The organism is Sphingobacterium multivorum, from assembly GCF_900457465.1.
GTDB classification, from domain to species: domain Bacteria; phylum Bacteroidota; class Bacteroidia; order Sphingobacteriales; family Sphingobacteriaceae; genus Sphingobacterium; species Sphingobacterium multivorum.
This window is the reverse complement of the sequence record NZ_UAUU01000002.1, coordinates 122,130-148,360: the sequence shown is the minus strand read 5'-3', so window position 1 is coordinate 148,360 and position 26,231 is coordinate 122,130. Positions and strand designations below refer to the sequence as shown.

Here is a 26,231-nt window from a genome sequence, read left to right as displayed (position 1 = left end):
AATTAACTTTAACATTTCTGGAAGTGAAAAACAATATAAACTATAAAAAAGCCTGCCTCAGCGCATTTGCTATCATGCTTTGCTTTCTAGCGGTTTCATGCAAGAAAGATAGTGCTGATAACGAAAAAGATATAGCAGGGACCTTGGTGAAACCCAGCTACAACCGCAGTTCCATGTTTCGTAACCCTTTAAACGGCTGGGTCATGTATGCTTCAGCTTCGGGGACTCCTTCCTATTGGGACACCCAATTCTATGTACCTGACTTAGGTAAAACGGTCAAAGCAATTGACTATGCATCTGCCTGTTATATCCGTACCAGCTGGCGAACTTTTAATCCTGTAGATGGCGTATATGCCTGGAGGGATCCCAGCACGGCAATCTATAAAATGATCAAAGGGGCACAAGATAAAGGATTGCCAATCGCCTTTCGTATCGTCGTCGACGGTCGCGATCAAGGAGCAAATACGCCGCAGTTTGTTTTCGATGCAGGCGCCAAGTATTATGTTGCCAATGCTTCTTTTCCGGATAGAAAAACACCCGTGCTGCAAGATCCTGTTTTTCGGAAATATTATAGCAAGCTGATCGAAGAGTTGGCGAAGGATTTTAATGATTTAAATAAAACCTCCTTTGTCGATGCCTATGGACTCGGTTTGTGGGGGGAGGGACATAGCGTCATTTACGAAGATCCTAATAATCCTTCCGGCCAAAATATTGAGGTAATCAAAGAAGAAGTTGTTGATTGGATTTCAGATGTGTATTCCAAGAACTTTACAAAAGTGCCCTTGCTGATCAATTATCACCGCTTAGTTGGCGACCCTGCGGGCAATGGAGCTCCCAATCCTAATTCGGAGAAGCTATTGAATAAGATGATCAATAAAGGGTACAGCCTGCGTCAGGATGCCTTTGGAATGACCGATTATTATCAAAGCTGGGAGAAGAATTTTGCCAAGGTCTGGAATTTTAAACGCCCGATTATTATGGAAGGTGGTTGGATTACGACTGGTACACACCGTTACTGGACTGATCCAAGCGGTAAATACAGGCAAGACCATCCCGAAGATGTTCGGCAGGGCGAATTTGACAGCTCCTTGGAAGCTGCTGTAAACATGATGGATTTCCGTATCGGTGAAATTGAAAGCTGGTTCACCAAATCTTTTACCTTATGCCAGCGTTTTATTTCTGAAGGTGGCTATCGTTTATATCCCGATCGTATTTATTTACCGGAGAAAGTCAATTCGGGTACTGAAACGACAATTAACCACCGCTGGCGGAATATGGGCTGGGGGTATTTCCCGAATAATATTCCTCAATGGAATTATAAATATAAAGTAGCTTTTGCACTCCTGGACGAAGAAAACAGGGTGAAAAAAGTTTTTGTTGATGATAAAGGAGAACCTTCCGCCTGGCTTAAGAATAATCCAGTCGCATACGAGTTGAAAGCTAATGTCGATGTAGCTGCTGGAAACTATACCTGGGCCGTCGCTATTGTAGATACAACAAATGAAAATCAGCCGGGAATAAGGCTTGCCGTAAATGGCGATATAACTGATTCCGGATGGTTAAAACTATTGGAGGTGCAGGTACAGTGAGATCATTCGCATAAGTTTTAAAAGCCAAAATTAGCGAAAGTTTTTTAGTCAAAAGGGCCTGATATTGATCAGGCCTTTTATTTTAGCGTGTACTTGTACAGTAATTTTTATGATCCTTTTGCGCCCTTTTTTAGTTTTATTATCCAATTTTTATATGCTAAGTCGCGAGTTATGGGCCTATATGTAACTGAATTTTGAGGCAACAAGTTATGGTTTCCGTAATGTATTCTTTTTATACCTTCAATAGATTTGATAAAAAAACAATAGCGATTAAACTTTGATCTAGTTTGCAATATGATTTAGACCGCCTATCGTATCAGTGAAGAGGCGGTTGTGATATCAGAGTTATTTGACGAAATTATACAGGACATGACATATCCATCCTGTTTGACTTTGAGGTACAGATTAGCGCTTGTTACTTTTTTGCTTACGTAAGTGTGTTTGATATTAAATTCGACTTTTCCTGAACCATTGCTGTTGGGTAGGACTTCGATCTGCTCATTTGGACTTTTTAATTGAAATGTTTGCGTAGCATCTAAATAGCCAGTCCCATTTTCAATTTTTTGTAGGGTGTATTTGGTTTTTACCAAAAATTCCTGTTGATCTGCTCCTAAGACTGGAAATGCCACTGTTTCTGTTTTTTCAACTGAATCACCAACTTTCATTGGTTTATTTGGCGTTTTATCTTCAAACTGATTCTGTTCCATTTCGGTTTTTAAATGTTGTTTTTCCAGGGAATCTAGCGTGTTGTTTACTATTGAATCAATCTTTGTTTTGCCATTTTCATCGTAATAGCCATATATCGTAGAGCCACTTAGCGGAGCCTTTAATGGAGTTATTTGCTCGTTAAATTTCATGCTAGTCTCTACAAAAAGTATTTCTGTCTTATAGGGAATTATCTGCTTGACTTCTGCGCCTGTAGAGGTGGTCGATTGGACCTTATTATTTCCTTCCAGATTCATTGTAAAGGGGAATAGTCCCTCCAATTTGCCTGCTGCTTTGGTTTGATATATACCCGTTGTCTCGTACTTTAATTGTGGTTGAGGAAGGTATTTAAAGACAAAGGATTCCTGTGCGTTAACGTACTGCAAAGCAACTAAAAATAATAATGTAAAATAGTAATTCATTTTTGAATTTGTTAATATTCACTAAAGTTAATCAATGGCAATAGTATTTTTATTGCTTAGTACTGTGTTTTTTTTAACGCTCGTTTTCGCTATTTTTCGAGTTTTCCCTATCATGGCTTAAGCGCTGGTTGCTTTTTTAGAGACTATTGAATTTTCACCGTACGATTCCAATTTTTATGTTGATTCTTTCTTTTTGAAATGTAGCTAGTAGCCGTTTTGAACTATTAATGCCACGTCGAGCGATGTGACTTTTTCGGGTTTATGTTCTTTTGTTTCGTTATTTAAAATTTCGATAAGGTAATCCAATGTTTAATCGGGTTAAAAAGTATGCACTCACTGGATTTTTATCTTTGTTCAGAGCTGGAATAAAAAATGAATAATTGTTGACAAGATCAATCTTTAAAGTTTCTACAAAGGATTTTAATGCCGAATCTTCTACTCGAACAGATTGTTTTTCCGGAATTGAATATTCCATATAAGCCTCTAGATGATTAACTTTTCCATTCTTATCGATTACCATTGAAATGGATAAATCAATATCTTCGGGATTAATATCCTTTTTTTGAGCAGCAGCTTTAAGTGAATTTTTTAAGCGCACTACCTTTTCATAAAATTCATTTTTTGGATTGGGTTCTTTTAAAAGGTTCCAGTCGTTGTTAAAATAAACTCTACTGGAACCGTATTTTAATTCCAAGCTATCAACAGCAACTTCATCTAATAATTGGTAGTTATTGACTTGTCTGTCATCGATTTTTTCAACGAGACTATGACTATGGCCGTTAAATTTGATGGGAAACAAGCTGGGGTTTTCAAAAGCAGTATTTGCATTTACGCCTACATAAATTTGATGGTTTTGCATAAAACCAACCATTGGATGCTGATAGAACTGATGATAGTTTTTCGTCAAATCAAGGTTAGCGTTATAATTGTATTTTTCGAATAAAATTGCTGGATAATCTGTGTTGACCTTTAAAATGGTATAGTTTTTAGGGTCGAAAAAATATCTTACCCCTGAAAATGAGTTGTTTTCATATTCTTCCTTCGTATTTACTTTCTTATTCTCAAGAATTACTTTTTTTAATAATCCTATTTCCTTGGAAACAGGACTTCCAAGCGTTATTCTTTTAGGGAATACCTGAAATTTATCAGAATTCTTGTCTGTATTTCTAATTGAATCAATAGCAGTCTCTTTTTGATTCGGCTGACCCGAACAACTGACATGGATTGTCAACAGTATCTTGGCAAAAAATAGTAAGGAAAGGCTCCTTCCCATATGGCTTAAATTTTAGTGTATATCCAATAATACCATTTTATATTCGGATTTATAGTCTAAAAATAATTACGACATCAATCTTTCAATAGAAGGTGTTTTTTGATTTTGATATTGTCTGATGGAGTCTGGGGACAAGCTTTGAGGACAGAAATAAGAAAGGTAATCTAAGTCAGTATGATACTTACTTTATAATACCAGTTTTTAGGTGACTTAAAGTAGTTTAATAGATTGTTTTTTGATAAATTCATCATAAAAATAGGCCTGATCTTAATGTCTAGAATATTTTGAGGGTAGTCTTGTTGGGTTGACTGCTGCTGGAATTGATGAGTAGGAATAATTATTTTACAAAAAATTGAAAATACGCAGGGGATAGAAAAAATGAAATTAATAAAGGGGTTAGGTAAAAAGATTGTAAATCTGTACAACGATTTAAGCGATGCTGATTCGAGCTGGACAAATAGACGCTATGACTTTTATCTTATTTTTGGATCTACAGACGAGCTTAAAGCACCTTGGATACAGACCAATTGGAAACGGGACTTTCAGCCCTACTTTGACTTGCTATTGAAGCAGGTGAATAATTCAAATGAAACGGGGATAAGAGTAGACAAATTCAATTTGGAAAGAAGGATATCTAAAAATAATAATGAGACGTTTATATATCATGCCCCCATTAAAGTTGGACGACTAAAATGGGATGAAAAATCACATGAAAAATGGACTATTTCCGATAACTCAGAAAATTACTTTCAACGGTTTGAACTTTGGTCGCCAATTTGGACAATATGTGAAAGAAGAGATGTGCCTCCAGAAATTTATATAACAATAACTAATCAACGTAGTTTTCAAAATGGATATAAAATTGAGTTTGGCTATTTTATGGTGATTGCAGTTGCGAAAAACTTAAATATTGATTCAAAATCAATACTTAAAGAACTTTCTGAAAAAATAGACTCAAAAGCTACCATTTTCAAGACTCGAAGATGGGGAAAGCCCGAAAAGTTTGGCGACTGGAAATTCCTAAACTAGATTCAGGATACCTATATGGTTTTATACAAGGAAGAAAGTTTGCATACTTTCGACTTCAATAGTTTGGAGTTTCAGCCTCATTGGGAAGTGTTATATAAACATACCTAAATGCCCGATTGCCAGGCTTACGAAGTTTTTTTCAATACGTTTAAAAGTATTCTTTTTTCAGACAAAAGTTAAATATGTTTTATTTCTGACCTAGCCTTTTAAATCAATGCAAAGCGGGGCCTTGGCCCCGCTTATTTTTCAGTACTTATAATTCGAATGAAATATAAGTTGCAGACTATATTCCTAATTCACCATGGGCAAGCATATGTCTGTAAATCGTTCTGCAGTTGTCGAAGAATCCTGAACAGGAATTTTCAACATAGGTTTGCGAAGTAAAGGTGTCAATCACTTGGCCACTAGTATTGTAGACCGTTAGCGTGTAAACACACTTTTTTAGAAATTTTGCATTGCTTTCTTTTGTTGACTCGGTAACTTCAACTTTGTTTGTGGTTTCGGATGCTGTCGAAGTACTTGTTTTTACTTCTGCATTTTCTTTGGGTGCTTTTGTGTCCGTGCCTGCAAAAGCCGCTGTCGATAGCGCAGCTAGGGCTACCAAACTCATCAATAACTTTTTCATTGTTTTTAAGTTTTATTTGTTAAATAATGTATGCCTTTTGGGCATGTTTTAATTATCTGAGAATAAAAGTAATCACAAGAAATTGGACTAGGCTGAGCGATTCGTATTCGTGAGAGTTGATCTCATATTCGCTCTTACTTAGTTGATATTTAGTTTGCCCAGTAAACTGAAAGCCGCTCAAAAATTAGACTGAATATCCGTACAAATTTTCACCTCCCCATTCCTGCCATTCACCGAGTTTTCCCGAACGTTGATCTAAAGACCGTAGTCCAGGGGCGTATTGTGTCGTAGTTTTGAGTCAACAAATAAGAACAACAGAACTAACACAATAAAAAAAGACATTATGAACCATCATGAGTGTATTGAAAGGACACTCATGATAGCTTTATCATCAAATAAAAAACAAATAATTTCGATAAAAAACTTTAGTAAAAACATTCGCAGCAGCAGCCCTAATCGCATTATCAACATGTGCTATGGCAGCTGATGGACCTAGAACAACAGCAACAAAAACAAACGTTAACCTTTCCACAGCAGATTTCGCTTTAGAGCACTATGTTGCGGTAACTACGGAAGGAGAATCAGCAGGAGTAGAGCAGTTATTCGCAGAAGATTTCAACCAAAAGATCCAAGCTACCAGTGCGCAGTCTAACAGCCGTAGCGAAGTGGTTAAATCCTTGAAAAAACAAAAAGGCGAAAAGCTAAACTGTACAGTAAGCACAGCTATCATCGAGGAATCTGCAGACTATATGGTGGCTAAAGTGACTTTGAAATTTGAGAATTTTACCAAGACTGATCTGGTTACTTTGGAGCGCGAGGGTAACAGCTGGAAAGTTTCGAAATCAATCAATTCGTATAAATAAAATCTAATAGCTAGTAATCTGCCAGATCGAGTGGAGGACAGGCCACTACTGAAATCATCTATTTAAGTTTAGTTTAAAAGCCGCGTCGAGAGATGTGGCTTTTTTGATATATCAATTATGGAACTTTTAAATTAACTTTAGGTATTCACCATTCATGCTGAGATTTCGTGCAAATAGCGTGTGGTTGCTAGATTATAGTAATTATGACAGAAAAGTATACGCGATGGGATCCGATAATGGATCTACCAAATAATCCGTTTTTTTATGAAATGTATTTTAAAAAAGGGAAACAGGTTGTCTTATTAAAACAATCTGATCTCGTTGATAGGTGTTTAAAAATAGAATTTAACAATCCATTAGCCTATAGAATAGTGATTGAATCAGGACGAATGAAAACTTTGGATAATCCCTCAATATATACATTTTGTAAAACAGATGCTTCAAAATTTCTTGAATGGTTTGATGAGGAGAGTTATGGAATCTTTGATGACTTACTGAAGTATCATTATATGGTATGTACTAGTGATAATATAATTGATGTAATTACTCTTCAAGATCCTGAAGTTTCCTGGATTAACCTTTAATCGGACTGGGCTTATGATAAGAACTGATAATGGTACTGGTATTGTCCTCTAAATCTTCAGTGACAAGCCTTCTATGAACAGGAAATAAAATAGGATTAGAACCTCAAGATTCGTAACTATGGCTGATCATATTGTGAAAAAATAGAGCGATCAGTTACCTAGATTATTGGGGGTAAAAAAGAATAAGTAATGGATATTAAAAAGCACCTACTGGCGTTAAAAAGTTTTGAAGATTCTTTAGCCCAAGCATTAAATCAACTTCAGCGTGAAGTTGGTAATGACCTGTCGTTTTTGGAAAATTTTGATCAATTGAATAATTGCTATAAAATGGATTCAAGGTCAAGTCAGCTATTATTGAGAGCTATGCAATTATCCAAATCTGAGGATATATATTCAAGTTTCGAATTATCAGATATCGAAAAGGCCTATGATTTCATGCTCGAAACGAATATTAATAATTTAAATATTTGGGTTGATGCGATCTATTTTAATGAAATTGTTATAGATAATAAAAGAAAAAGTGAGCTATTGAAAACTCGATTTTATTCTCTATTAGCTAATTTCAAAAAATGAAATTGAAAATTTGGATAGGTAGTCAGGTTGGCCCTGTAGGACTAACATCAGCGGCCCCATATTGAATTTGGACGAAAAAGTAATAGAAACAAAATTTAGATACTACACGATGAAAGATAAATATGAAAAATGGGCTATTGATTTATCCCTTCCTCAAGATTTATTTTTTTTATAAATGTATGTGGAATACAGTGAAATAGTTATTCTTTTAAAAAACTTAGTTGATCACACTCAAATTCTCGAAATAAAATTTGAGTATTTTGTTTCGTATAAAGTTACGATCGACTTGGCGCTAATGAAGATGGTTAACGAGAACGACGATTTTCGGGGATTTGCAAGATCTACATGCTCGGCTTATTGGATTCAGTTATTGAGGGCAGCTATGATATTTTAGAAAGAAAAAAATATTGAACATTTCGTTATTTATAATTTAGAAAATGCAATTGAGGTGCTTTCGGATGAACCTGCTACATTTCGCTGGTTAAGTAAGGAAGAGGTAACCGTCTGTGATGTCTCAAAAACCTAAAATATGAAACGACTTATATATGTATTGTTTCCCGTATTGTTGGGCTGCGGAAACAGTAGTAAAGAAAATAGCCAATATGACAAGGTGATGATTTTCTCTTCGGATACGTCCTATGTAAACGATATTTCATGGCAGATGGATGATTTGTTAAGCGGTTTCTACCAGGATAGTTCGAATTTTTTCAATTGGTCGTGCAAAAACAATGAAAGCGAGCCGGGTAGCGGATATTCTTCACGATCTAGACCATCTAAAAATAACGTATTATGCCAAGAAAAAATCCTTATATAAAAGAATTCAATTTCTGTAAAAAATGGCAAATTATTTTTTTTTAAACAGGAGATACAGCAATGTGCTATCTGTATTGACACTACTTCCATGTTAATGTCTGTAAAAGATTCTATTTTTAAAATTGAGAGCAATAGGTTTTATAACAATGTATCATTAAAAGATTTTTATCCTCTTCAAGCTTTAGGTCAAAAGCATTATAGTAGTCGGATGATCACTATTCAAGAGTAGGGATTGAGATATCTTCTTCTATGGTAAAGGATCTTTCTTATTAGGCGCTGAATTGCATATAACATAAAATTTAGCTTATGATACATTATTTGAAAATTGGTTTAATTTGTTTTTTATTTACAGCCTGCTCAGGAAATATGGTTATAACGAAAAAGGCTATCGGGGTGCTGGAAAAAGTTCATATGGATCAATTAATCTATTTCAATAATATGGATAAAAAGGACGATTATGCAAGTATTATCTATTTTGGAAAGCAAGGTCGAAATATATTGGCAAAAGAGGCTTTCGATGTGATTTCATCAGATCGTTTTACGATTTTAGAGGGATTTAATCTTGCTTGGGGAGATTATGTTGGGTTAATCTGGAATGATCGAGCAGCCTATAGTTATCATCGGCAGGCTGGTAGTAAAAAACTTCACATTGTTAAATTGTTGCTTAGTAACACTGATCTGGAAAAGGCTAATGTGGAGATATCCTCTCATATTGTTGAAAAGGTAAAGAACTGGAACACTCAATATATTCGTAATCTTAAAAATCAAGTTGGTATGGGAATATCGGACGGATTTTGTTTTATGGCTACAAGGGTTGATATGAATCGTGCGGATAAGAATCAAATAGAAACGATTTCTTTTGAGGAATTTTAACCTTTTTAATGCAGGTTTCGCTTTAGCGTGCTATGTTTGAATGGAATAGGATCAATTGATTATGGCAGAAAAGTATTATTACCAACTTTATTTAGAAATTGTTTTAAGAGGAGCGGATTACGTTTTTGGCTTCATGAATGTTTCTCATATTCCTTATGAAAAATTTTATGAGCTTTTTCAGGATCAGGTGACAACTGAAACCTTCTTATTTGAAGATGTCAGTTATTTTATAGATGAGGAACTGTATCAGAAGAATAAGGGTTTTCTGAATAAGGAAAACCAAATTAGATATTCAAGAAAAGTCTTTTTAGTTTGATCATATTATTAAAAATAAAGAGATTAAAATATGAAATATTTATTGGTTATTCTTACAAGTGTTCGAAGTGATTTTTATTAAGAAGTGTAGTGAATTTTTGCAAAGCTTATTATTCTCATTTTTCAAAGACTGTACACCGATTTTTTTACGATCAAAAGGGAAGAATGATTTGCTAAATTCAGTCAGGTTTACGCCCCCATAAAAATGGTTGTTTTTTCAATTGCTGTTCATATTGTTCTTTGCTGATGAAGGGCCATAGATCGTGATCTCCTGTATTCTTAAATTTTTCAAACTGTACTTTCCATTCATTTAATTTCACGTTATAATGTTGCCCCAAGCTTAGGATAGTAAATAACAAGTCTTTAAATGAAAACCGTATTAGTGGATTTATACGATCAAAGTAAGGCCATTCGTACTCTAAATTTGAATTTAAGAATAAAATAATCCGAGCAATGTTTTTTAGTTCTTCATCAGCGAGTTGGTGTTTATCTGTAAGTTTATGATTTCCTAAGTCGCTATATAAGCACCAGCTTAATTCGAGCATTGGCCTTATAATAGGGTCATCAAGTTTCGCTTGTTTTGAGGAATAATATTGTTCAGGAAGATAACCAAAAGATACATTGTCTTGCATTTCCTCTTCAAACTCATCATTGCTAATACGCCCGATGACTAAATGTCTTAGGTGATATGCAAGCATCTTTCTGCGTTCTAGGTCGACCATATCATCATGTTTTTATAAAGATAACAGAAATTGATAATATAGTTATAACTATTATTTAAGTAACTATCTTTCAATTTTAGTCAACTTTATACTGTCGCTATCATCTCTAAATTTATACAGATATCCTTTTTTGATGATGAACTCAGTTGTGTCTGTTGACAGATAGTATTTATCTCCTTTTTTAATGAATTTCCCCGATAAAAATTCACTTGATGAACCAGGTCTGCTACTTTCACTGATACTAAAAGTGTTTTCGAGCTTCCAATGTGTAATCGTGTAGGTCTCATTTTTCAATTTAAAGGTCCAGCTTTCAAGCCTATTATTTTGGTATCTATCAATTCCTTTCCCAAATAAGTATGACATTAATATTCCAGAAATAATTGAATTAACTATGAAAAGGGCAACAAATTCCTTTTTCGTGAAGTATAAAATCAACGCTATAATCAAATTCAAGATGACTACAAGCGGAATAAGTATTAAAATTCCAATAGAAATGCTTGGATCAGGGTTCACCTGTCTAACCCATATCCAAATAATTACAAAATCAATTATCGTCAATAAAATTACTCTAATCAAAAATTTCATTTTTTTAACTAATTTGGTTTCCTTTGGTTCTTACAAACTTCTAATTAAGGTTTTGAGATTCTGCGTACATCCAGGATTTCAAAGCCGGAACACGCTATTATTACTAAAGATCAAGTGATAACTACTGTTTTAAACAGCTGGCCACGAAATGAATATTCCAGTAGTTTAATGTTTAAATTCTCTTCATGAAAATACTAATTATGTTTAGATTTACGATGATAGCTTTTGTCTTGTTAAGCGTATGTTCGAAAAATCAAAAAATAGCGTTTATTAGTAAGTTATACTGTTCTGTTATTAAAACGGCTTCCACTTCTAGCGACATAAAGATTGCTGCAAGAACATTTAGAATTGTTTAGTGATGAAATTTATCTACAAAAATTCATTAATCCTAGCGAGTTTTCAGCAGAAAACGGGTAAAAGGATCTTCATTATATAAATTCGTAAATAGCTAGTTCGAGCATATATTTTAAAATATTTTTAATCAACAAATGATATAAAGGTAGCGAGATTGTTATCTTTCAATTAAATTCGTAATTATGAGTCATCGTAAGAAAGATCGTATGGTCCAAGATCTTATTAGTCGGGGGCAAATATTATCAGTAATAACTTTAGACAAATGAATCACAGATATCTTTTAGTACTACTTTTTCTCACAGTATGCCAATTGGCCTCGGCCCAATTTGCAAAAATCATTGACAAAGACGGCTATGTAAATGTGAGGCAACAAGCTACAGTGAATAGCGTGGTTGTTTCAAAAATTGCTGCTGATGAAATTGTTTATGCATTTCCTGATGAAAAGTTTGGCGATTGGGTAATTGTTGATTATACAGACAAAAGAAATAAGAGCATTACTGGGTATGTACACCATTCAAGAATTAAATATATCGAATCTTATAAGCAGATCCCTACTGTATTTTCTGATGAAGGCACAGCAAAATTTATGGCAAAAGATATAACCGTGCAAATAAATTCAGATCGTTTCGATTATGAAAAAAATAAAGGTGATTTTTCATCGACTCAATATGATGGCTATACCGTTGTAGACAAATTTAGAGGGCAGCAGATCTGGGGAACAGATGGCGAAATCCCTACAAGCCATTACACCTCTATTCAAGCTACTATAAAGGGAAGATTTATTCAGATCCCGGCAAAGGAAATTGAGAACCTATTTAATGTAAACAACGAGTTTGCAACATGCTACTATGATGACTCAAATGATATTTTATACATCAATACTGTTAACGGCGATGGGGCTGGTGGGTATGCAGTTTTATTTGAGATTAAAAAAGGTCAATATAATGCACGAGTGGTAACAATGCCATTTTAGCAATAGCAATAATCGTAAAATTACTCTTGTTTGGCTTTTACCTCCCAAAATCGTATTTCATAGAGCAACCGTTATATGAAGATTTTAAAGTTTTTTTTGAAGAATCTATTCCTTTTCGTTTTGATTTCACATTATTTGAATATAGCGTGGGTTTCGCATCAGTGAATGTAGATCGTTATAAAAAAGATTATTACTATACAATGCCACCGATGCTAAAGTAAGCGATCCATCAAGTAGTTCTTCACAGAAGAACTCGTTTTATGGCAATTGGACATATGGGAAATTAGAGGGAACTAAAAAACTTCTACAACCTAATGTTCTATTAGGTTGTAGAAGTTATAACGATTAGATATATTTCTTTTTCTTAGTCTTAGATACTTCTTCGACACGAGACAGTTGTTGTGCAAAAAACACCCATAAAAAAGGAAATAAAAACATTAGTATAATACTCAAAAAAGGTATTCTCCCTTTTGATTTAGCTATTTGAACGACCACTACTATATAACTAATAAGCCAAAATAAAGCTATTAATATCAAAGAAAATTTCATTTTTAAAAGTTTTATAATTAAAAATAATCAAAAATTTAATTATAAGCAAGTGTATGCAGCCGCTGCTAACATACTCGTGTGCCACTTTGGGAAATGTGGCTTTTTTTCTTTTGCCATATCGAAACGATGCATCGTACAAGATATGGAGACTATTGCAACATCGAAAAGAAAGAAGATCACTAAAATAGCTCGCTAGGAATGTGGGGTTTTCGTAAATTATTTTCCGTTTAAAATAACGCAATCGATTGATTTGATTTAATATTTTAATATTCGGTAATGTATATATAACTTGAAGTGTAAATGTGCATTCTGGTGACGCTAGTTAGTATGATTTGTAATTTTTTAACCAAACGAAACGCTTAATTTATGGGTAAATCTGCTCTTTTTAAAGGTAAAAATAGTGATCTAAATTATACTTGTGCATTTTTGCTAGATCCTATTACGGTGACGTATACTAAAATAGATGTTAATCCTACATCGGACCAAATAAAAACAGCCTATCAAAACTGCTATAATCCTCTTCAAGTGAATCCGTTTTAATTATGAAAATACTATTTTACCCACTGTTTTTTTTATTATTTCAATTTACCGTTCATGCTCAGGTCAAACCGGTGGCATTCGATATGAAGATCATGTATAAGTTTACTTATCAGAACGATAGTACATCCAGTGTTTCGCGGAAAAGTATTTTTACACAATTGACGATCGGTGAGCAAGAAAGTCATTTTCAGACCCTGTCAAAATTTAGAGCTGATTCAGCATTGGCACTCAAACATGGCAGTAATATGCTTTTCTACAGTTATGGTCGTATAGCACCCAATAATTTTTTAATTGTAAAACGGGGAGATGTCATTTCCACTTACGATCCTATAAACGGGGTGGGGTTTAGTGGAAATAATGAGTTGTCCTACTACGAGGAAAATAAGACGGATATGCAATGGGAAATACACCCGGACACTGCTCATATTCACCATTTTGTTTGTCAAAAAGCGACGACGGACTGGGGCGGGCGAAAATGGATCGCGTGGTTCACCGTGGATATACCGATTTCAGATGGTCCGTATAAGTTTTGTGGACTACCCGGTTTAGTGTTATCCATATCAGATCAGGATAAATATTTCACATTCGATATGGTCTCCATAAGCAAAGTAAACAGTGTATCGGCCACTTTCGATCAATTACGCCCAGACCTTATTATCCAAAAGACAACAAAAGCTAATTTTTATAAGGAAAGGCAAAAATTAAGGGATAATATGATTGAATATGCGCTGTTGACCGGAGCTATATTATCTGACGAAAGTAAAATAAATATCCGTGCAGAAATGAAAACAGATAATAACCCTATCGAGCGGCAATAATGAGATGTGCAAACAGACGCTATGCTAGCTAAACTTTTTTTCACCATCATATTTATCTGGATAGGTGGCCATTCCTTTGCGCAAACCATTATTACAGGCAAATTACTCGACGAAAATCAAAAACCGATCGCCAATGTCACTGTGTCTTATAAAAAAATCGGTTCTGCAGCCTTGTTGAACTTTTCAAAAAGTGACGCTAGTGGAGCCTTCAAACTTACTGTTAAAGTTAGCGATGTAGATTCACTACAGTTGGATTTTAATCATCTCAGTTATGCCAAACGTAGCGTACATGTTGCCAATGCGACTGCAAACTATGCTTATATTTTAAAAAGTGAGGTGCGGAAAATACAAGAGGTAAAGGTGTCGGATGTGCCAGTGTACAAAAAAAAAGATACGATCAATTATAATGTAGCTTCTTTTACAGGAACGCAAGATCGTGTAATAGGTGATATCATCAAAAAGCTTCCGGGCGTAGAGATGCGTAACGGTCAGATCTTTTACCAAGGCGAACCTATTCAACAGTATCGGGTCAATGGATTGGACATGATGGGCGGACGTTACGGGCTTATCAATCAAAATCTTCCAGCAGATGCGGTTATGAAAGTCCAGATCCTTGAAAATCATCAACCCATCAAAATGTTGGATAAGTTGGTCTTTTCCAACCGCGCCACCCTTAATTTACAGCTTAAGAAATTTACCACAACAGGTACCGGTAAACTAGGTCTTGGAGCAGCTCCTGCGCTTTGGGATGCTAATATTACGCCAATGACATTTGCCAAGACCTTTCAAATGCTCAATTCATTTCAGACGAACAATGTTGGTGATGATGTGTCACAGCAGTTAAAACCATTCTATTCAGGTACTGGTTATTTTACAGCGCGATCTCGCTTTTCAGATGGATCGTCCTATCTCTCCATTCGGGAGGTAGCCACTCCGGGTTTCGATCAGAAAAAATGGTTGAACAACCAGATCTTTTTAATGAGTAGCAATATGATTCAAAAGTTAAAGAACGGTTTGGAAGTCAAAGGTAATTTTTCTTATTTCCACGATAATCGAAAATTGCAAGGAACAACGTCGACACAATATTTTACAAACAACGAAGTGATCCACAACCAGGAGGTGGTGGACAATCGCTATGGTATCGATGAGTTGAATATTGGGATGCTGGTCGAAAAGAACGAGTCAAACGTTTTTTTTAGTAACAGTACCAATTATCGTAAACATTGGAACAACAGTGCCGGTAATATTCTTTTTAATGAAGACATCCCTATACAGCAGGACAAAAAGTTCTCAGACGAAGCCTTTCTCAATTCCTTTTCACTCGGCCGTTTTATAGGCAAGCAGTTGGTCAATATCACGTCTACTTTAGAGTGGCACAGTACACCTCAACGTCTTACGGTCAATCCCGGTCAGTTTGAATCGTTGCTCAACGGCGGGATGCCCTATGATCAGATGGGACAGATCGTTCGTTTTAAGAGCTTTAATTTTGAAAATGGCCTGAGTTTATCGCGCAAGATCAAAACATGGACTTTTTCACCTAGCATCAATCTGAATTACAACAACAGTACGTTAAACAGCTATATCGAGCTGCATGATCAGCATGATATTCGCGTCCTGGATACTGGTTATTTCAATGCTATGAATAGCGCGCAGATGCAGCTGCGGATGGCGCTCCAAATTGGGAAAGAAGTGCGCAAGTTTAAATACAGTTTCAATCTACCGTTCAGTCAATATTACTATAATGTCAAACAGCAAGGCATACAGCGTCTGAAAAATGAATTGCGGAGCAGTTGGAATCCCTCTGCTTCGATGAGCTATCTGTTTAACGGGAAAAATACGATCAGTACAAATCTGAGTGTAGGTCGAAATTTTGGTGGACTCGACAATTTCTACAATGGTTACATCATTAGTCAGTATCGCAGTATCCAAAAGTATGATGCACGCTTACTCAAGAATGAAGAGCTGCGTACAGGAATACATTATGCGTATAAAAACACCTTGAAGGCAAGCTTTGCCAATCTGAGTTATAATTTTAGAAAAAGTTGGCGTGACTATATGTTCAGTACAGTATTGGACAGTATGGGACGTAGCTCGACCAGTATTATTAATCAAAATGCACAGAGTTTATCGCATGGGATCAGTGGTGGACTTTCCAAACTATTTGTCCGTATCAAAACTGTAGCAAAGTTAAACGGTAATTTCAGTTGGAGTAATTCAGATTATTTGCTGAATGAGCAGTTGGTGAAGCAACATGTAAACAGTCAGTCGTTCACACTTGAGCTGATCAATTCGTCTTCAGCGTTAATTTCTGGAGATTACCGGGTTGCCATGGGGCGGACCCACAATAGATTGGCTGCTGGGCAGCGCAATGAGCTGTTATATAACAATCATTTTTTTATCTGGTAATTCGCCCCATGATCGACATTTGATCACCTTGTCCAATTCATTATATGCAATAATGTCAAGGCACAAAAAAGTCAGTATTTTATGGACGCAACTTATCGGTTCAGGCTAAGCCATTGGCGTACCGATTTAGAGCTGACAGCAACCAATTCTTGGATAATAAAAACTATCTGCAGCAATTTCCTCAGATTATGAGCTTATACAGAGTTATTTCGAACTCAGGCCAAGACAGTTTTTGATTGCAATGCGATTTAAAATCTAGTGTTTAACTCCCAAAGAATTTGTTAACTTAAGGCTCTCAAATGACCTTTGATAATTTAGCTAATTTCTATCTCCAGTGAGGTGGTCGATGGACCTGTTTTCAAGTTATACAACGTACAAATCAATAAATGTTTAAGAAGTGAAAATTAATAAAAAAGTTGTTCCAACTATTTATATTCTGACCTATGTTTGTTTGATCGTGATGAATTTTATTGCGATAGAGCACCAGGCAATTAAAGGATGTTTTAGTCAGTTATTGGCTGATTTTTTTCATTTAGGGCAAAAATTTGATGGCTTTCAAATTTTTAGAATATATCTTTTTGGGAATCCATGGATATTGGGATTATTCTATTATGGCTTTAAAATTAAGTGGATAGTATATTGTTTTATTGCCAGTAATATCTTAATTTTTGTATCGCTATTGCAATGTTATATGAAATTAACTTAATACACCTGTCAGTTATTTTACTTCTTTGATGAAATTACTGCTACAATGGAATATTAGATCTAAACTGCGAGATGATTAAGAAACATTTGTTTTCAGATAATAATATTTTAGTACCCTTATTTTAAAAGTGTGATAATTGTAATTGGTAGTTTGGTTATATTAGGTTTATGGTAAAAAGATCAGTCTTAGAAAAACTATCCAATAAGGACCTGTTGCGGTATACTTCAGAAGATACCCGATCAGTCCCTGAAGCTATAGAAATGGCTTTCGACATTCTCAAAAAAAGGGGCTATTTTTTTTCCGAAACAGAAATTGTTAAGATAAATCAACTTATAGCATCAAGGAAAAAAGAGGAACCTGATTACAAATCCCTTAACACATGGGATATTGATGAAGATGCTGAAAAAGCTTCCGTCAGTTTCTATTCTCAAAAAGCAATATGGTATTTTAGTATACTATTCGGATTATTTACAGGCGCTATATTGTTAGCGATTAACTTATTCACATTATCCAAGAAAAAAGAAGCATGGGCAACACTCCTATTTGGATTTGGTTATACCCTAGCGTTAATTTTAGTATACAATGAATTTAAAGATTATTTTGATCAGAGTAGATTCACTGGTATTTTGTTGTATGGAATAGGTGCCGCCATATTGCAGTTTGGGTTTTGGGATCAATATTTGAAAGGAATAAAATATAAGAAGAGAAGCATCATTGCTCCACTTATGATCTGTTTAGTTGTTGTTGGTTTAATTATATTACGTATCATAATATTCTTGAGTTGATTCTCCGCAATAATATTGAAAGACCCTATGGTTTTTCAAAGGCCAATGTTGTTATCTTGAGAAGTATACCTTACTACTTACTTAATGCCTTGACGATGGCCATGCCTATGGCCTTGGCTGATTGAGGATTTTGGCCAGTGATCAATCTGCCGTCAATGGTGACATGCGACTGCCAAGGCTCTGATTTTTCATAAATCCCACCTATAGCTTTTAGTTTATCTTCTAGTAGAAAGGGAACAACATTGCTGAGCTTTACAAGCTCTTCTTCTTCATTGCTAAAGCCATTGACTTTTTTCCCTTTTATCAAATATTCACCGGATTTCAGTTTGATATTGATCAAGCCAGCAGGACCATGACACACAGCTGCGACAACGCCGTTTGCTTCGTATATCTTGCTTGCAATCTTTGCGATTGTCGAATCGAAAGGCAGATCCCACATCGCACCATGTCCTCCGGCATAGAAAATGGCTTTATAATCTTCCGGTTTTACCTGAGAAGGTTTAAGGGAATGGGTGATTTTATTGTGGTAGTATTTATCCTCCCAGAATTTTTTGTTAACAGGATCAGTCAGGTCAAATCCATCCACAGGTGGATTCCCTCCCTGTGGACTAAGGAAATCAATCTCATATCCAGCCGCTGTTAAAACCTCCCAGGGATGTGAGACTTCCCCGAGATAATAACCTGTTTTCTCGCCTGTATTACCTTTTGTATCGTGACTAGTTACTACAAATAGAATTTTCGGTTTTCGATTTGTTGCATAGCAATGGGGTACTATTAGGGTGAATAAAGTCAAAAATAGTCCTATTTGTATAAAGAGTTGTTTTGCTTTCATATCGTTGAGATTTTCTTTTTGTTGGAACAAATCTCTCGATTTCATATCGTAATTTAACGTGACCTACATCACATAATTAAAATTCACCTTCCCATTTCCGCCATTCACCGAGTTTTCCTAATCGTTAGTCTAAAGCCGATAGGCTAGGGGCCTATTGTGTCGTAGTTTTGAGTCAACAAATAAGAACAAAAACCATCATGAGCATCGATGGAAATGCTCATAATAGCTTCATCACAATTGAAGAACAAATTATTTAGATGAAAAACTAACACTATAAAATAAAGACATTATGAAAGCATTAGTAAAAACATTCACAGCAGCAGCTTTAATCGCAGTATCTACTTTCGCTATGGCAGCTGAAGGACCTGGAGCAAAAGCAACAAAAGCAAACGTTAACCTTTCCACCGCTGATTTCGCTTTAGAGCACTATGTTGCAGTAACGACTGGGGGCGAATCAGCAGGCGTAGAGCAGTTATTTGCAGCTGATTTTAATCAAAAGATCCAAACTACCAATGCGTTGTCTAACAGCCGTAGCGAAGTGGTTAAATCCTTCAAAAAACAAAAAGGAGAGAAGCTAAACTGTACAGTAAGCACAGATATTTTAGAAGAATCCGCAGATTATATGATCGCTAAAGTGACTTTGAAATTTGAGGATTTCACCAAGACTGATCTTGTCACTCTGGAGCGTGTGGGTAATGACTGGAAAGTATCCAAATCAATCAATTCGTATAAATAAGAGCCAATAACTAGTGGTTTACAAATAATAAAAGACATACCACTAGTGAATCATCTATTTAAGTTTAGTTTAGAAGCCAGGTCGTGAAATCTGGCTTTTTTACGTCAAAAGGGCCTGATTCTCATCAGACCCTTTCTCTTAGCGTTTATTTGTACAGTAATTTTTATGTTTCCTATCGTTTCCTCTTTTTTGTTTCGTCATCCAATGTTTTTAAAGACTATTGGATTTTCACTGTACGACGCCAATTTTTATATTTAAACTTTCCTTCGAAAGGAATTTTGTAGCCGTTTTGTATTGTAAGAACAATAGTCGTTTACAAATAGTTTTAATAGCGTATTTTTTTAATACTTTTAGCTGAGTTCAATGAGAGAATAAAATGAAACGTATCAATCTAAAAGCGAGAATAAAACGGAATATGTTGGATACGTTATCGGCAGAAAACTATAGAGATGAGCATAGTGAAATAATTCAGTACTTAAATAATCTAGGAGCAGATATTTTGGTTGGGATCGAACGGAAGGACGGCATTTATACGCTAATTGGCACAGAAAACGATTTACTACATGCCCCCTTCAATGGTACAAGAAAAACTCCCCATTAAAGACTTCTTATGTATTTTACAGGCAACTGCAATGACAAATGGCAACATAGGAGTTTATCAAAATTAACAAAAATGCGAGCGTTTGGGTAATGAATACCCAAGTTATGAATGCTTTATGGAACACTATGCTATTACTTGAATTGTAGATACTATTATTAGAGAAAATAAAAATGAGTTTAAATGAATTAACATTTTATCTAGCTGTAGCAACATTGGGCATTAGTTTACTTTTGTTACATCGTTATATTGCTGTTAAAAGAGCTCTTAGAACAGATATCGAAATTTATCTTTGGGATAATGATTATACCTTACTAAGATATGATTATAAATTTAAAGGAAGAAAAGACAGTTTTCAATATAAGCCATATCTCGAACACGGATATAAAAGTGGCTGTATTTTTCTAGATTTATATGTAGAGGATTCAAAAGGTCATAAAAGCTAATAGAAACTAAAATTTCTATTGATTTCATTAATATTCAATCTGTAGAATTTCGTGAAGTATAAGGCTTTAGATGGCAAATAAATATGTAGCATAATTGTTAACTTAGATTGTAGCTGTTTTGGTGCTAATAAATACACAGTTCATTCCAAAGTATGCTATAAAATCTTCCAAATCAATCGATTCGTATAAATAAGAGCCAGCCCTAACAAATAGATAAGTTGTGAAGCAACTTCGAGAGATGTGGCTTCAATTTTTTGCGTATCATTGTATGTCGATGGATAATAGGCGATCAATTTTGAATTGAGCATATGGTAAAATATACTATCAAGTGGCTAACCGATAGATTTGAAAATGGAGATAGCTTCAAATTTCTTTTCTTTTGGGGACATACAGCTAAGCATAATCAGGAAGTTGGAAAATTTGTTTTCAGTCAATGGTATGAGAGTCCGTTTACAGTAGATAATATTACCTATAGGACTGCGGAACATTGGATGATGGCCCAAAAAGCATTGCTTTTTGATGATAAGAAGAATTTTGAGAAAATCATCAACTGTATTAAACCGGGTGAGGTCAAAGAGTTGGGAAGGCAAGTTGTAGGCTATGATGATCAGATTTGGAATGAACGCAAATTTGAGATTGTTAGGAACGGAAATATTCATAAGTTTAATCAATATTGGGCGTTGGCGGAATATCTGTTAAAAACAGAAAATAGAGTTCTTGTTGAGGCAAGCCCCGTTGATGCCATATGGGGTATTGGACTTGCACAAGATGACGTCGATATTGAAAACATCTATTGTTGGCGCGGTCAAAATTTATTAGGCTTTGCATTGATGGAAGTACGAGATTTTCTAGGTCAATTTGGGCAATTTCAAGCACTTCAAAACGCTATGCCACCGCCTTGGTCGAAGTTTTCCGATAAGGACAGTAGGGATATGTTTTGGAGAATGGGATTGGGTGAGGAATATTTGAGCGAATTCGGTACTTATTATGATAATCTGTCTGAAAGGGAACAAACGATATATCAACTGACCTATCCTCCTCCTTATTCATGGATGGATTTTTATTAGCTCAAAATAGGAATGTCCCCATTTCATGAAAAGATTGATCAAGCTATTTTGACATGCCGAATTTAGCCAATTACATTATACATAAAATTAAATCGAACAATTCGGGTAGACTTTGCTGTTTCGTTATGCCATGTTTTTAACGTTTATTGGATCACTGTACGACGCTAATTTTTATGTTAAACCTTTCTTTCGAAAGGTAGCTTGTCACCGCTTCAGCATGCCACACCTACCTTCCACCTGAATAAGCTATAAAGTAGCGAAACACTTCAAATGAATCAGATCCATGAGGTTTGTGGAAAATTATATAATTAGAATTTTGCTCGTCATTCTTTTTGTTTTCTCCAGATGACAGTGTGAGGTTTTGCTCAAGTGCAACGGCTTTTCCGTGCCCGAATAATTTTATTGCAGATTCCTTAAGGTCGGGAAGTAGATCGCTATGTGCAGACAGGTACTTTTTAAGTTTGTCATTGTATGCTTCCTGCTCGGCCTCCGAAAAACCTTCGGATATAAAGAGATTACTTTTCGCGTTTGCGATTTCTCGCAGAAACTCATCCGTATGTCCTGACAGCAAAAATTTACGTAGTTGATCATATTTTGCTAATACTTCCACCTGTAGCTTATTTTGATTCATTTCTGAAAGATCCTGGGAATTGTTCAGACTTGTGACCGAAGTTGGCGCTTCTGCTTCAAAATCCCAGGTATGCGTATAAGCATCTAGCGGTTTTTCAAGCGCTGGAAATTCAAGTTTTTTGATCTCCTTAATATTACCATAATCTTTATTTTCAAGCAGGTAGATCCCTGTGTTTCTACTTATTTCATTGAGCATATCAGAAGTTATCGATTTTTGGCTCTTATTTGACGAGATCCTGATTTTCACCTCCTGTATTCCACTGGAAAAAATGTACTGATTCAACTTGTAAGGGCCAGGGATACCATTGTTCTCCTGTGAATGGGCAATAAGAAAATCATTTAAATATATTTCATAGTCTATATTTCTTATTTCGTGATTGAGCATATAAGATTTCATAGGAAGTTTTCCCTCCGTGTCGGTTTGGTCATTTTTTTTAATGTCACTTTTACCATTTTTTTCATTACTGCAGCATACAAACACGAATGCACAAAAAGCGATTGTCAATATAAAGTATCTCATCATTCTAATTCAACATTATTATTTTAAAATGAATTTACGGTTATTTCAAAACTTTTTGAAATCAATTCTTCTGCCAGTGAAATAATATGTAATGCTGCGCTGGGTTTTGAATGTAATAAGTTTAGGGAAATTTATCGCTATGAGCTGAGTAATTAAAAAGTAGCAAATGAAATAAAAGTAACGAAATTATCAGCTTTCAGTTTAAATTTGTATACAGTACCTCAATTAAAGAAGATAAAATGATCGAAGACCTTATTAAGCTGAGGGCAAAATATTATTAGTAATAACTTTATACCAAATGAATCACAGATATCTTTTAGTACTACTTTTTCTCACAGTATGCCAATTGGCCTCGGCCCAATTTGCAAAAATCATTGATAAAGACGGCTATGTAAATGTGAGGAAACAAGCTACAGTGAATAGTGCGGTTGTTTCAAAAATTGCTGCTGATGAAATTGTTTATGCATTTCCTGATGACCAGTTCGGCGATTGGGTAATTGTAGATTATACAGACAAAAGCAACAAGAGTATCACTGGCTATGTACACCATTCAAGAATTAAATATATCGAATCCTATAAGCAGATCCCTACTGTATTTTCTGATGAAGGCACAGCAAAATTTATGGCAAAAGATATAACCGTGCAAATAAATTCAGATAGTTCCGATTATGAAAAAAATAAAGGTGATTTTTCATCGACTCAATATGATGGCTATACCGTTGTAGACAAATTTAGAGAGCAGCAGGTCTGGGGAACAGGTGGCGAAATCCCTACAAGCCATTATACCTCCATTGAAGCTACTATAAAGGGAAGATTTATCCAGATCCCGGCAAGGGAAATTGAAAGCCTATTTGATGTAAACAACGAGTTTGCAACATGCTACTATGATGACTCAAATGATATTTTATATATCAGTACTGTTAACGGCGATGGGGCTGGTGGGTATGCAGTTTTATTTGAGATTAAAAAAGGTACATATAATGCACGAGTTGTAACCATGCCATTTTAGCAATAACGATAACGGTAAATTTACCGAGTTTTCCTGACCGTTGTCTAAAGTTCATGGAGGCTGCGCTACTATGAGGAGCGCATAGGATTTTGACTATACTGCTGTTACATTTAATAAGTTGAAACCGAACTCTCCAGCCTTTTTGAAAAATAACTAACTTTGTCCAGGAGTATTAGTAGATACATACAAGCATGCTAGAATGGTGAAAATAATGGTCGTAGAAGACAATGAACGCGTTGCTTCGAGTGTGAAAAAAGGATTAGCAAGTCAGGGCTACCTGGTCAATGTTTTTGGTGATGCGGAATCAGCGATCAAAGAAGCCAAATCTGTTGACTATGATTTACTTCTCATAGACATCATGTTACCAAGAATGAATGGGATTGAGCTCAGTAAACAGATGCGTGCGGCTTACCCGAGGATCCCAATCATCATGCTCACAGCATTGGGCAGTATTGATGAAAAAATATCTGGTTTTGATGCGGGAGCCGATGATTATATGGTGAAACCTTTTGAAATACGTGAACTTTTTGCACGTATCGCTGTCTTGCTCAAGCGGCACAGGGAAATCAGTGAAGAAGAGATTCAGGGGATGCTGACCTATGATCGTATCAGTATTGATCTCCGGAGTAAGCAGGTTCATAGTCAGGGTCAACTTATCAAGTTGACTCCCAAAGAGTTTGATCTCCTCCACTTCTTTTTGAAACATAGTGAGACCATGCTCAGCAAGGATGAAATAGCACGTAATGTATGGAGCAAAAACTTTGATACCGGAACAAACTATATTGATGTATATATCAATTATTTGCGTAAAAAAATAGACCGGGATTTTTCACCTAAATTGATTCATACGAAATCCGGACATGGATTTATTTTATCCAATAAAGAATGAAGATTGTCAATAGAACTTCCTGGGTATTTACGCTCTCTTCGGCTATCATCTTGTTTCTATTCGCCTATGCGGTTTATTTCTTTTCGGAATTAAATCGGCAGGAAGAATTTGTGGATCGGCTGCGCTATAAGATCATCTGGCGCGCAGAATTTATTTTTGATGCACAGGTGCAGGAACATCAGATAAGAAGAATTCATGAACAAAATAAAAAGCTGATCAACGAAGCCCAGATTACTGTTTTCGATCAGCAGAATAGGGTTGTTTTTTCCGATATAGGCGAACCGACGTATCCCGATGTTAAATTGGAATCTTTCAAAACGTCTAATTTTTTTACATGGGAGCAAGGCAAAGAACTGTATATGGGCTTAAACTATCAATTTGAGGGTAAGCCTTTTTTCTTGATCGGACATGCGTACGATGTAACGGGTTTTGCACATATGGAACGGCTGAAAAATATTTTGATAACGATTTATATCGTTGCCCTATTTTTTATTTTTTTCTCTTCATTTCTATTTGCACGTTATATTCTTAAGCCAATCAATTACATTATACATCAGATCAAGGATGTGTCCGAACATAACTTGAGCACGCGTGTCTCCTATAGTAATGCAAAAGATGAGCTCTCAGAACTTATCGAAACATTCAACAATACGTTCAATCGGTTGGAAAAATCTTTCAATAACCAGCGCCATTTTGTATCCATTATTTCACACGAGTTTAGAACACCTTTGGCAGCTATGATCGCCGAACTGGAATTGGCGCAGCAGCTGAATACCAATGTGGATGAGTATTTTAACTCTATTGATAGGGCATTGCTCGATGCGAAGGAGGCTACGGTACTTTCGACAGCCTTGCTGGATTTTGCCCGGGCAAACTACGATAGTTCGCAGGTAAATTTTGAAGAAATCAGACTGGATGAAATACTGCTTGAAGCAAAGTTAGTGGTCTTAGAGAAAAATAAAGACTATCGGGTAAGCATCTCTTTTGATGCTAATGCTGCAATCGACGAAGAGGAAATCTTGGTATCTGCAAATGCCTACCTCTTGAAAGTGGCCTTTGCTAATCTGATCGAGAATGCTTGTAAATATAGTGCCGATCGGCATGCCCAGGTACTGCTCTCCAGAAATAAAACCGTAGCGAAGGTGCAGGTAATAGATCATGGTATCGGAATAGACAGCAAGGATATCCCGCATATCTTTGATTTGTTTTACCGTGTGGCGGGTACGCCTTCAAAAGAGGGACATGGCATCGGTCTCTCAATTGTTCAGCGAATTATTGAGATGCATCAGGGTAACGTAGCGGTTAATTCAACTCTCCATGTAGGGACTGTGTTTTCAGTCGAACTTAAACTGGCCTATCCAAAGGAGCTTGAATAAGCTAAAAATTCTAATGGTTTTCTAAT

Annotated in this window: 26 protein-coding genes; 19 read left to right on the top strand and 7 right to left on the bottom strand. The window is 35.6% G+C overall.

Annotation, left to right across the window (positions count from 1 at the left end; translation table 11 throughout):
* Positions 1 to 23 precede the first annotated feature (23 nt).
* Complete coding sequence (locus tag DTA23_RS00855; protein WP_239468733.1) at positions 24 to 1,589, top strand: DUF4832 domain-containing protein; 1,566 nt, start codon at positions 24 to 26, stop codon at positions 1,587 to 1,589.
* A gap of 308 nt (positions 1,590 to 1,897) precedes the next feature.
* On the opposite strand, the gene DTA23_RS00850 is transcribed toward DTA23_RS00855, so the two are convergent.
* The gene (locus DTA23_RS00850; protein WP_112373557.1) at positions 1,898 to 2,716 is read right to left on the bottom strand and encodes a hypothetical protein; all 819 of its coding nucleotides are present in this window, start codon (positions 2,714 to 2,716) and stop codon (positions 1,898 to 1,900) included.
* Between the two features lie 277 nt (positions 2,717 to 2,993).
* On the bottom strand, positions 2,994 to 3,947 hold the full coding sequence (locus DTA23_RS00845) for a hypothetical protein (RefSeq protein WP_146752985.1): 954 nt from the start codon (positions 3,945 to 3,947) through the stop codon (positions 2,994 to 2,996).
* 420 nt (positions 3,948 to 4,367) lie between these two features.
* Here DTA23_RS00845 and DTA23_RS00840 point away from each other — a divergent pair, with 420 nt between their 5' ends.
* A complete protein-coding gene (locus DTA23_RS00840) occupies positions 4,368 to 5,018 on the top strand; it encodes a hypothetical protein (protein WP_112373555.1) in 651 nt (216 codons plus the stop codon).
* Positions 5,019 to 5,301: 283 nt separating this feature from the next.
* Here DTA23_RS00840 and DTA23_RS00835 read toward each other — a convergent pair whose 3' ends face one another.
* Positions 5,302 to 5,643, bottom strand: a complete 342-nt coding sequence (locus DTA23_RS00835; protein ID WP_112373554.1) for a hypothetical protein — start codon at positions 5,641 to 5,643, stop codon at positions 5,302 to 5,304.
* A gap of 476 nt (positions 5,644 to 6,119) precedes the next feature.
* Here DTA23_RS00835 and DTA23_RS00830 point away from each other — a divergent pair, with 476 nt between their 5' ends.
* From DTA23_RS00830 to DTA23_RS00800, 6 genes are all read left to right on the top strand, one after another.
* Positions 6,120 to 6,506: a nuclear transport factor 2 family protein gene (locus DTA23_RS00830; RefSeq protein WP_112373553.1), complete on the top strand. Its 387-nt coding sequence runs from the start codon at positions 6,120 to 6,122 to the stop codon at positions 6,504 to 6,506.
* Positions 6,507 to 6,709: 203 nt separating this feature from the next.
* Positions 6,710 to 7,090, top strand: a complete 381-nt coding sequence (locus DTA23_RS00825) for a hypothetical protein (RefSeq protein WP_112373552.1) — start codon at positions 6,710 to 6,712, stop codon at positions 7,088 to 7,090.
* A gap of 189 nt (positions 7,091 to 7,279) precedes the next feature.
* Entirely contained in the window at positions 7,280 to 7,663 is a 384-nt protein-coding gene (locus tag DTA23_RS00820) for a hypothetical protein (RefSeq protein WP_112373551.1), read from the top strand.
* A 529-nt stretch (positions 7,664 to 8,192) separates the two neighbouring features.
* Positions 8,193 to 8,477, top strand: coding sequence for a hypothetical protein (locus DTA23_RS26855; RefSeq protein ID WP_146752984.1), 285 nt, complete (start codon positions 8,193 to 8,195; stop codon positions 8,475 to 8,477).
* A 317-nt stretch (positions 8,478 to 8,794) separates the two neighbouring features.
* The gene (locus DTA23_RS00805; RefSeq protein WP_146752983.1) at positions 8,795 to 9,349 is read left to right on the top strand and encodes a hypothetical protein; all 555 of its coding nucleotides are present in this window, start codon (positions 8,795 to 8,797) and stop codon (positions 9,347 to 9,349) included.
* Positions 9,350 to 9,410: 61 nt separating this feature from the next.
* On the top strand, positions 9,411 to 9,665 hold the full coding sequence (locus tag DTA23_RS00800; protein WP_112373547.1) for a hypothetical protein: 255 nt from the start codon (positions 9,411 to 9,413) through the stop codon (positions 9,663 to 9,665).
* A gap of 178 nt (positions 9,666 to 9,843) precedes the next feature.
* On the opposite strand, the gene DTA23_RS00795 is transcribed toward DTA23_RS00800, so the two are convergent.
* The gene (locus DTA23_RS00795; RefSeq protein ID WP_112373546.1) at positions 9,844 to 10,386 is read right to left on the bottom strand and encodes a hypothetical protein; all 543 of its coding nucleotides are present in this window, start codon (positions 10,384 to 10,386) and stop codon (positions 9,844 to 9,846) included.
* A gap of 63 nt (positions 10,387 to 10,449) precedes the next feature.
* On the bottom strand, positions 10,450 to 10,962 hold the full coding sequence (locus DTA23_RS00790; protein ID WP_146752982.1) for a hypothetical protein: 513 nt from the start codon (positions 10,960 to 10,962) through the stop codon (positions 10,450 to 10,452).
* Positions 10,963 to 11,587: 625 nt separating this feature from the next.
* Here DTA23_RS00790 and DTA23_RS00785 point away from each other — a divergent pair.
* The 4 genes from DTA23_RS00785 to DTA23_RS00755 all read left to right on the top strand — a co-directional run bounded on the left by DTA23_RS00785 (position 11,588) and on the right by DTA23_RS00755 (position 18,102).
* Positions 11,588 to 12,298 carry an SH3 domain-containing protein gene (locus DTA23_RS00785; RefSeq protein ID WP_146752981.1) on the top strand — a complete coding sequence of 237 codons (711 nt, stop codon included), beginning with the start codon at positions 11,588 to 11,590 and terminating at the stop codon, positions 12,296 to 12,298.
* A gap of 1,091 nt (positions 12,299 to 13,389) precedes the next feature.
* Positions 13,390 to 14,205, top strand: a complete 816-nt coding sequence (locus tag DTA23_RS00770) for a GLPGLI family protein (protein ID WP_112373541.1) — start codon at positions 13,390 to 13,392, stop codon at positions 14,203 to 14,205.
* A 21-nt stretch (positions 14,206 to 14,226) separates the two neighbouring features.
* Positions 14,227 to 16,611, top strand: a complete 2,385-nt coding sequence (locus DTA23_RS00765) for a peptidase associated/transthyretin-like domain-containing protein (RefSeq protein WP_112373540.1) — start codon at positions 14,227 to 14,229, stop codon at positions 16,609 to 16,611.
* Between the two features lie 966 nt (positions 16,612 to 17,577).
* The gene (locus DTA23_RS00755) at positions 17,578 to 18,102 is read left to right on the top strand and encodes a hypothetical protein (protein ID WP_146752980.1); all 525 of its coding nucleotides are present in this window, start codon (positions 17,578 to 17,580) and stop codon (positions 18,100 to 18,102) included.
* Positions 18,103 to 18,175: 73 nt separating this feature from the next.
* Here the strand turns inward: DTA23_RS00755 and DTA23_RS00750 are convergent, their stop codons facing one another.
* Positions 18,176 to 18,979, bottom strand: a complete 804-nt coding sequence (locus tag DTA23_RS00750; protein ID WP_239468732.1) for a type 1 glutamine amidotransferase domain-containing protein — start codon at positions 18,977 to 18,979, stop codon at positions 18,176 to 18,178.
* 244 nt (positions 18,980 to 19,223) lie between these two features.
* On the opposite strand from DTA23_RS00750, the gene DTA23_RS00745 reads away from it, so the two are divergent.
* The 4 genes from DTA23_RS00745 (at position 19,224) to ybiA (ending at position 21,781) form a co-directional block, all read left to right on the top strand.
* The gene (locus tag DTA23_RS00745) at positions 19,224 to 19,670 is read left to right on the top strand and encodes a nuclear transport factor 2 family protein (RefSeq protein ID WP_112373538.1); all 447 of its coding nucleotides are present in this window, start codon (positions 19,224 to 19,226) and stop codon (positions 19,668 to 19,670) included.
* 376 nt (positions 19,671 to 20,046) lie between these two features.
* Positions 20,047 to 20,271 carry a hypothetical protein gene (locus DTA23_RS00740; RefSeq protein ID WP_112373537.1) on the top strand — a complete coding sequence of 75 codons (225 nt, stop codon included), beginning with the start codon at positions 20,047 to 20,049 and terminating at the stop codon, positions 20,269 to 20,271.
* 170 nt (positions 20,272 to 20,441) lie between these two features.
* Positions 20,442 to 20,714: a toprim domain-containing protein gene (locus DTA23_RS00735; RefSeq protein WP_112373536.1), complete on the top strand. Its 273-nt coding sequence runs from the start codon at positions 20,442 to 20,444 to the stop codon at positions 20,712 to 20,714.
* Positions 20,715 to 21,022: 308 nt separating this feature from the next.
* Positions 21,023 to 21,781 (top strand): riboflavin biosynthesis intermediates N-glycosidase, encoded by a 759-nt coding sequence (ybiA, locus tag DTA23_RS00730; protein WP_112373535.1) that lies wholly within the window; start codon positions 21,023 to 21,025, stop codon positions 21,779 to 21,781.
* Positions 21,782 to 22,007: 226 nt separating this feature from the next.
* Here the strand turns inward: ybiA and DTA23_RS00725 are convergent, their stop codons facing one another.
* Positions 22,008 to 22,934, bottom strand: coding sequence for a hypothetical protein (locus DTA23_RS00725; protein WP_112373534.1), 927 nt, complete (start codon positions 22,932 to 22,934; stop codon positions 22,008 to 22,010).
* Positions 22,935 to 23,229: 295 nt separating this feature from the next.
* Here DTA23_RS00725 and DTA23_RS00720 point away from each other — a divergent pair, with 295 nt between their 5' ends.
* The 3 genes from DTA23_RS00720 (at position 23,230) to DTA23_RS00710 (ending at position 26,205) form a co-directional block, all read left to right on the top strand.
* Complete coding sequence (locus tag DTA23_RS00720; protein WP_146752979.1) at positions 23,230 to 23,940, top strand: SH3 domain-containing protein; 711 nt, start codon at positions 23,230 to 23,232, stop codon at positions 23,938 to 23,940.
* Between the two features lie 199 nt (positions 23,941 to 24,139).
* Entirely contained in the window at positions 24,140 to 24,829 is a 690-nt protein-coding gene (locus DTA23_RS00715; protein ID WP_112373532.1) for a response regulator transcription factor, read from the top strand.
* Positions 24,826 to 26,205, top strand: a complete 1,380-nt coding sequence (locus DTA23_RS00710; RefSeq protein ID WP_112373531.1) for a sensor histidine kinase — start codon at positions 24,826 to 24,828, stop codon at positions 26,203 to 26,205. Before DTA23_RS00715 ends, DTA23_RS00710 begins: the two co-directional genes overlap by 4 nt.
* Positions 26,206 to 26,231: the final 26 nt, after the last annotated feature.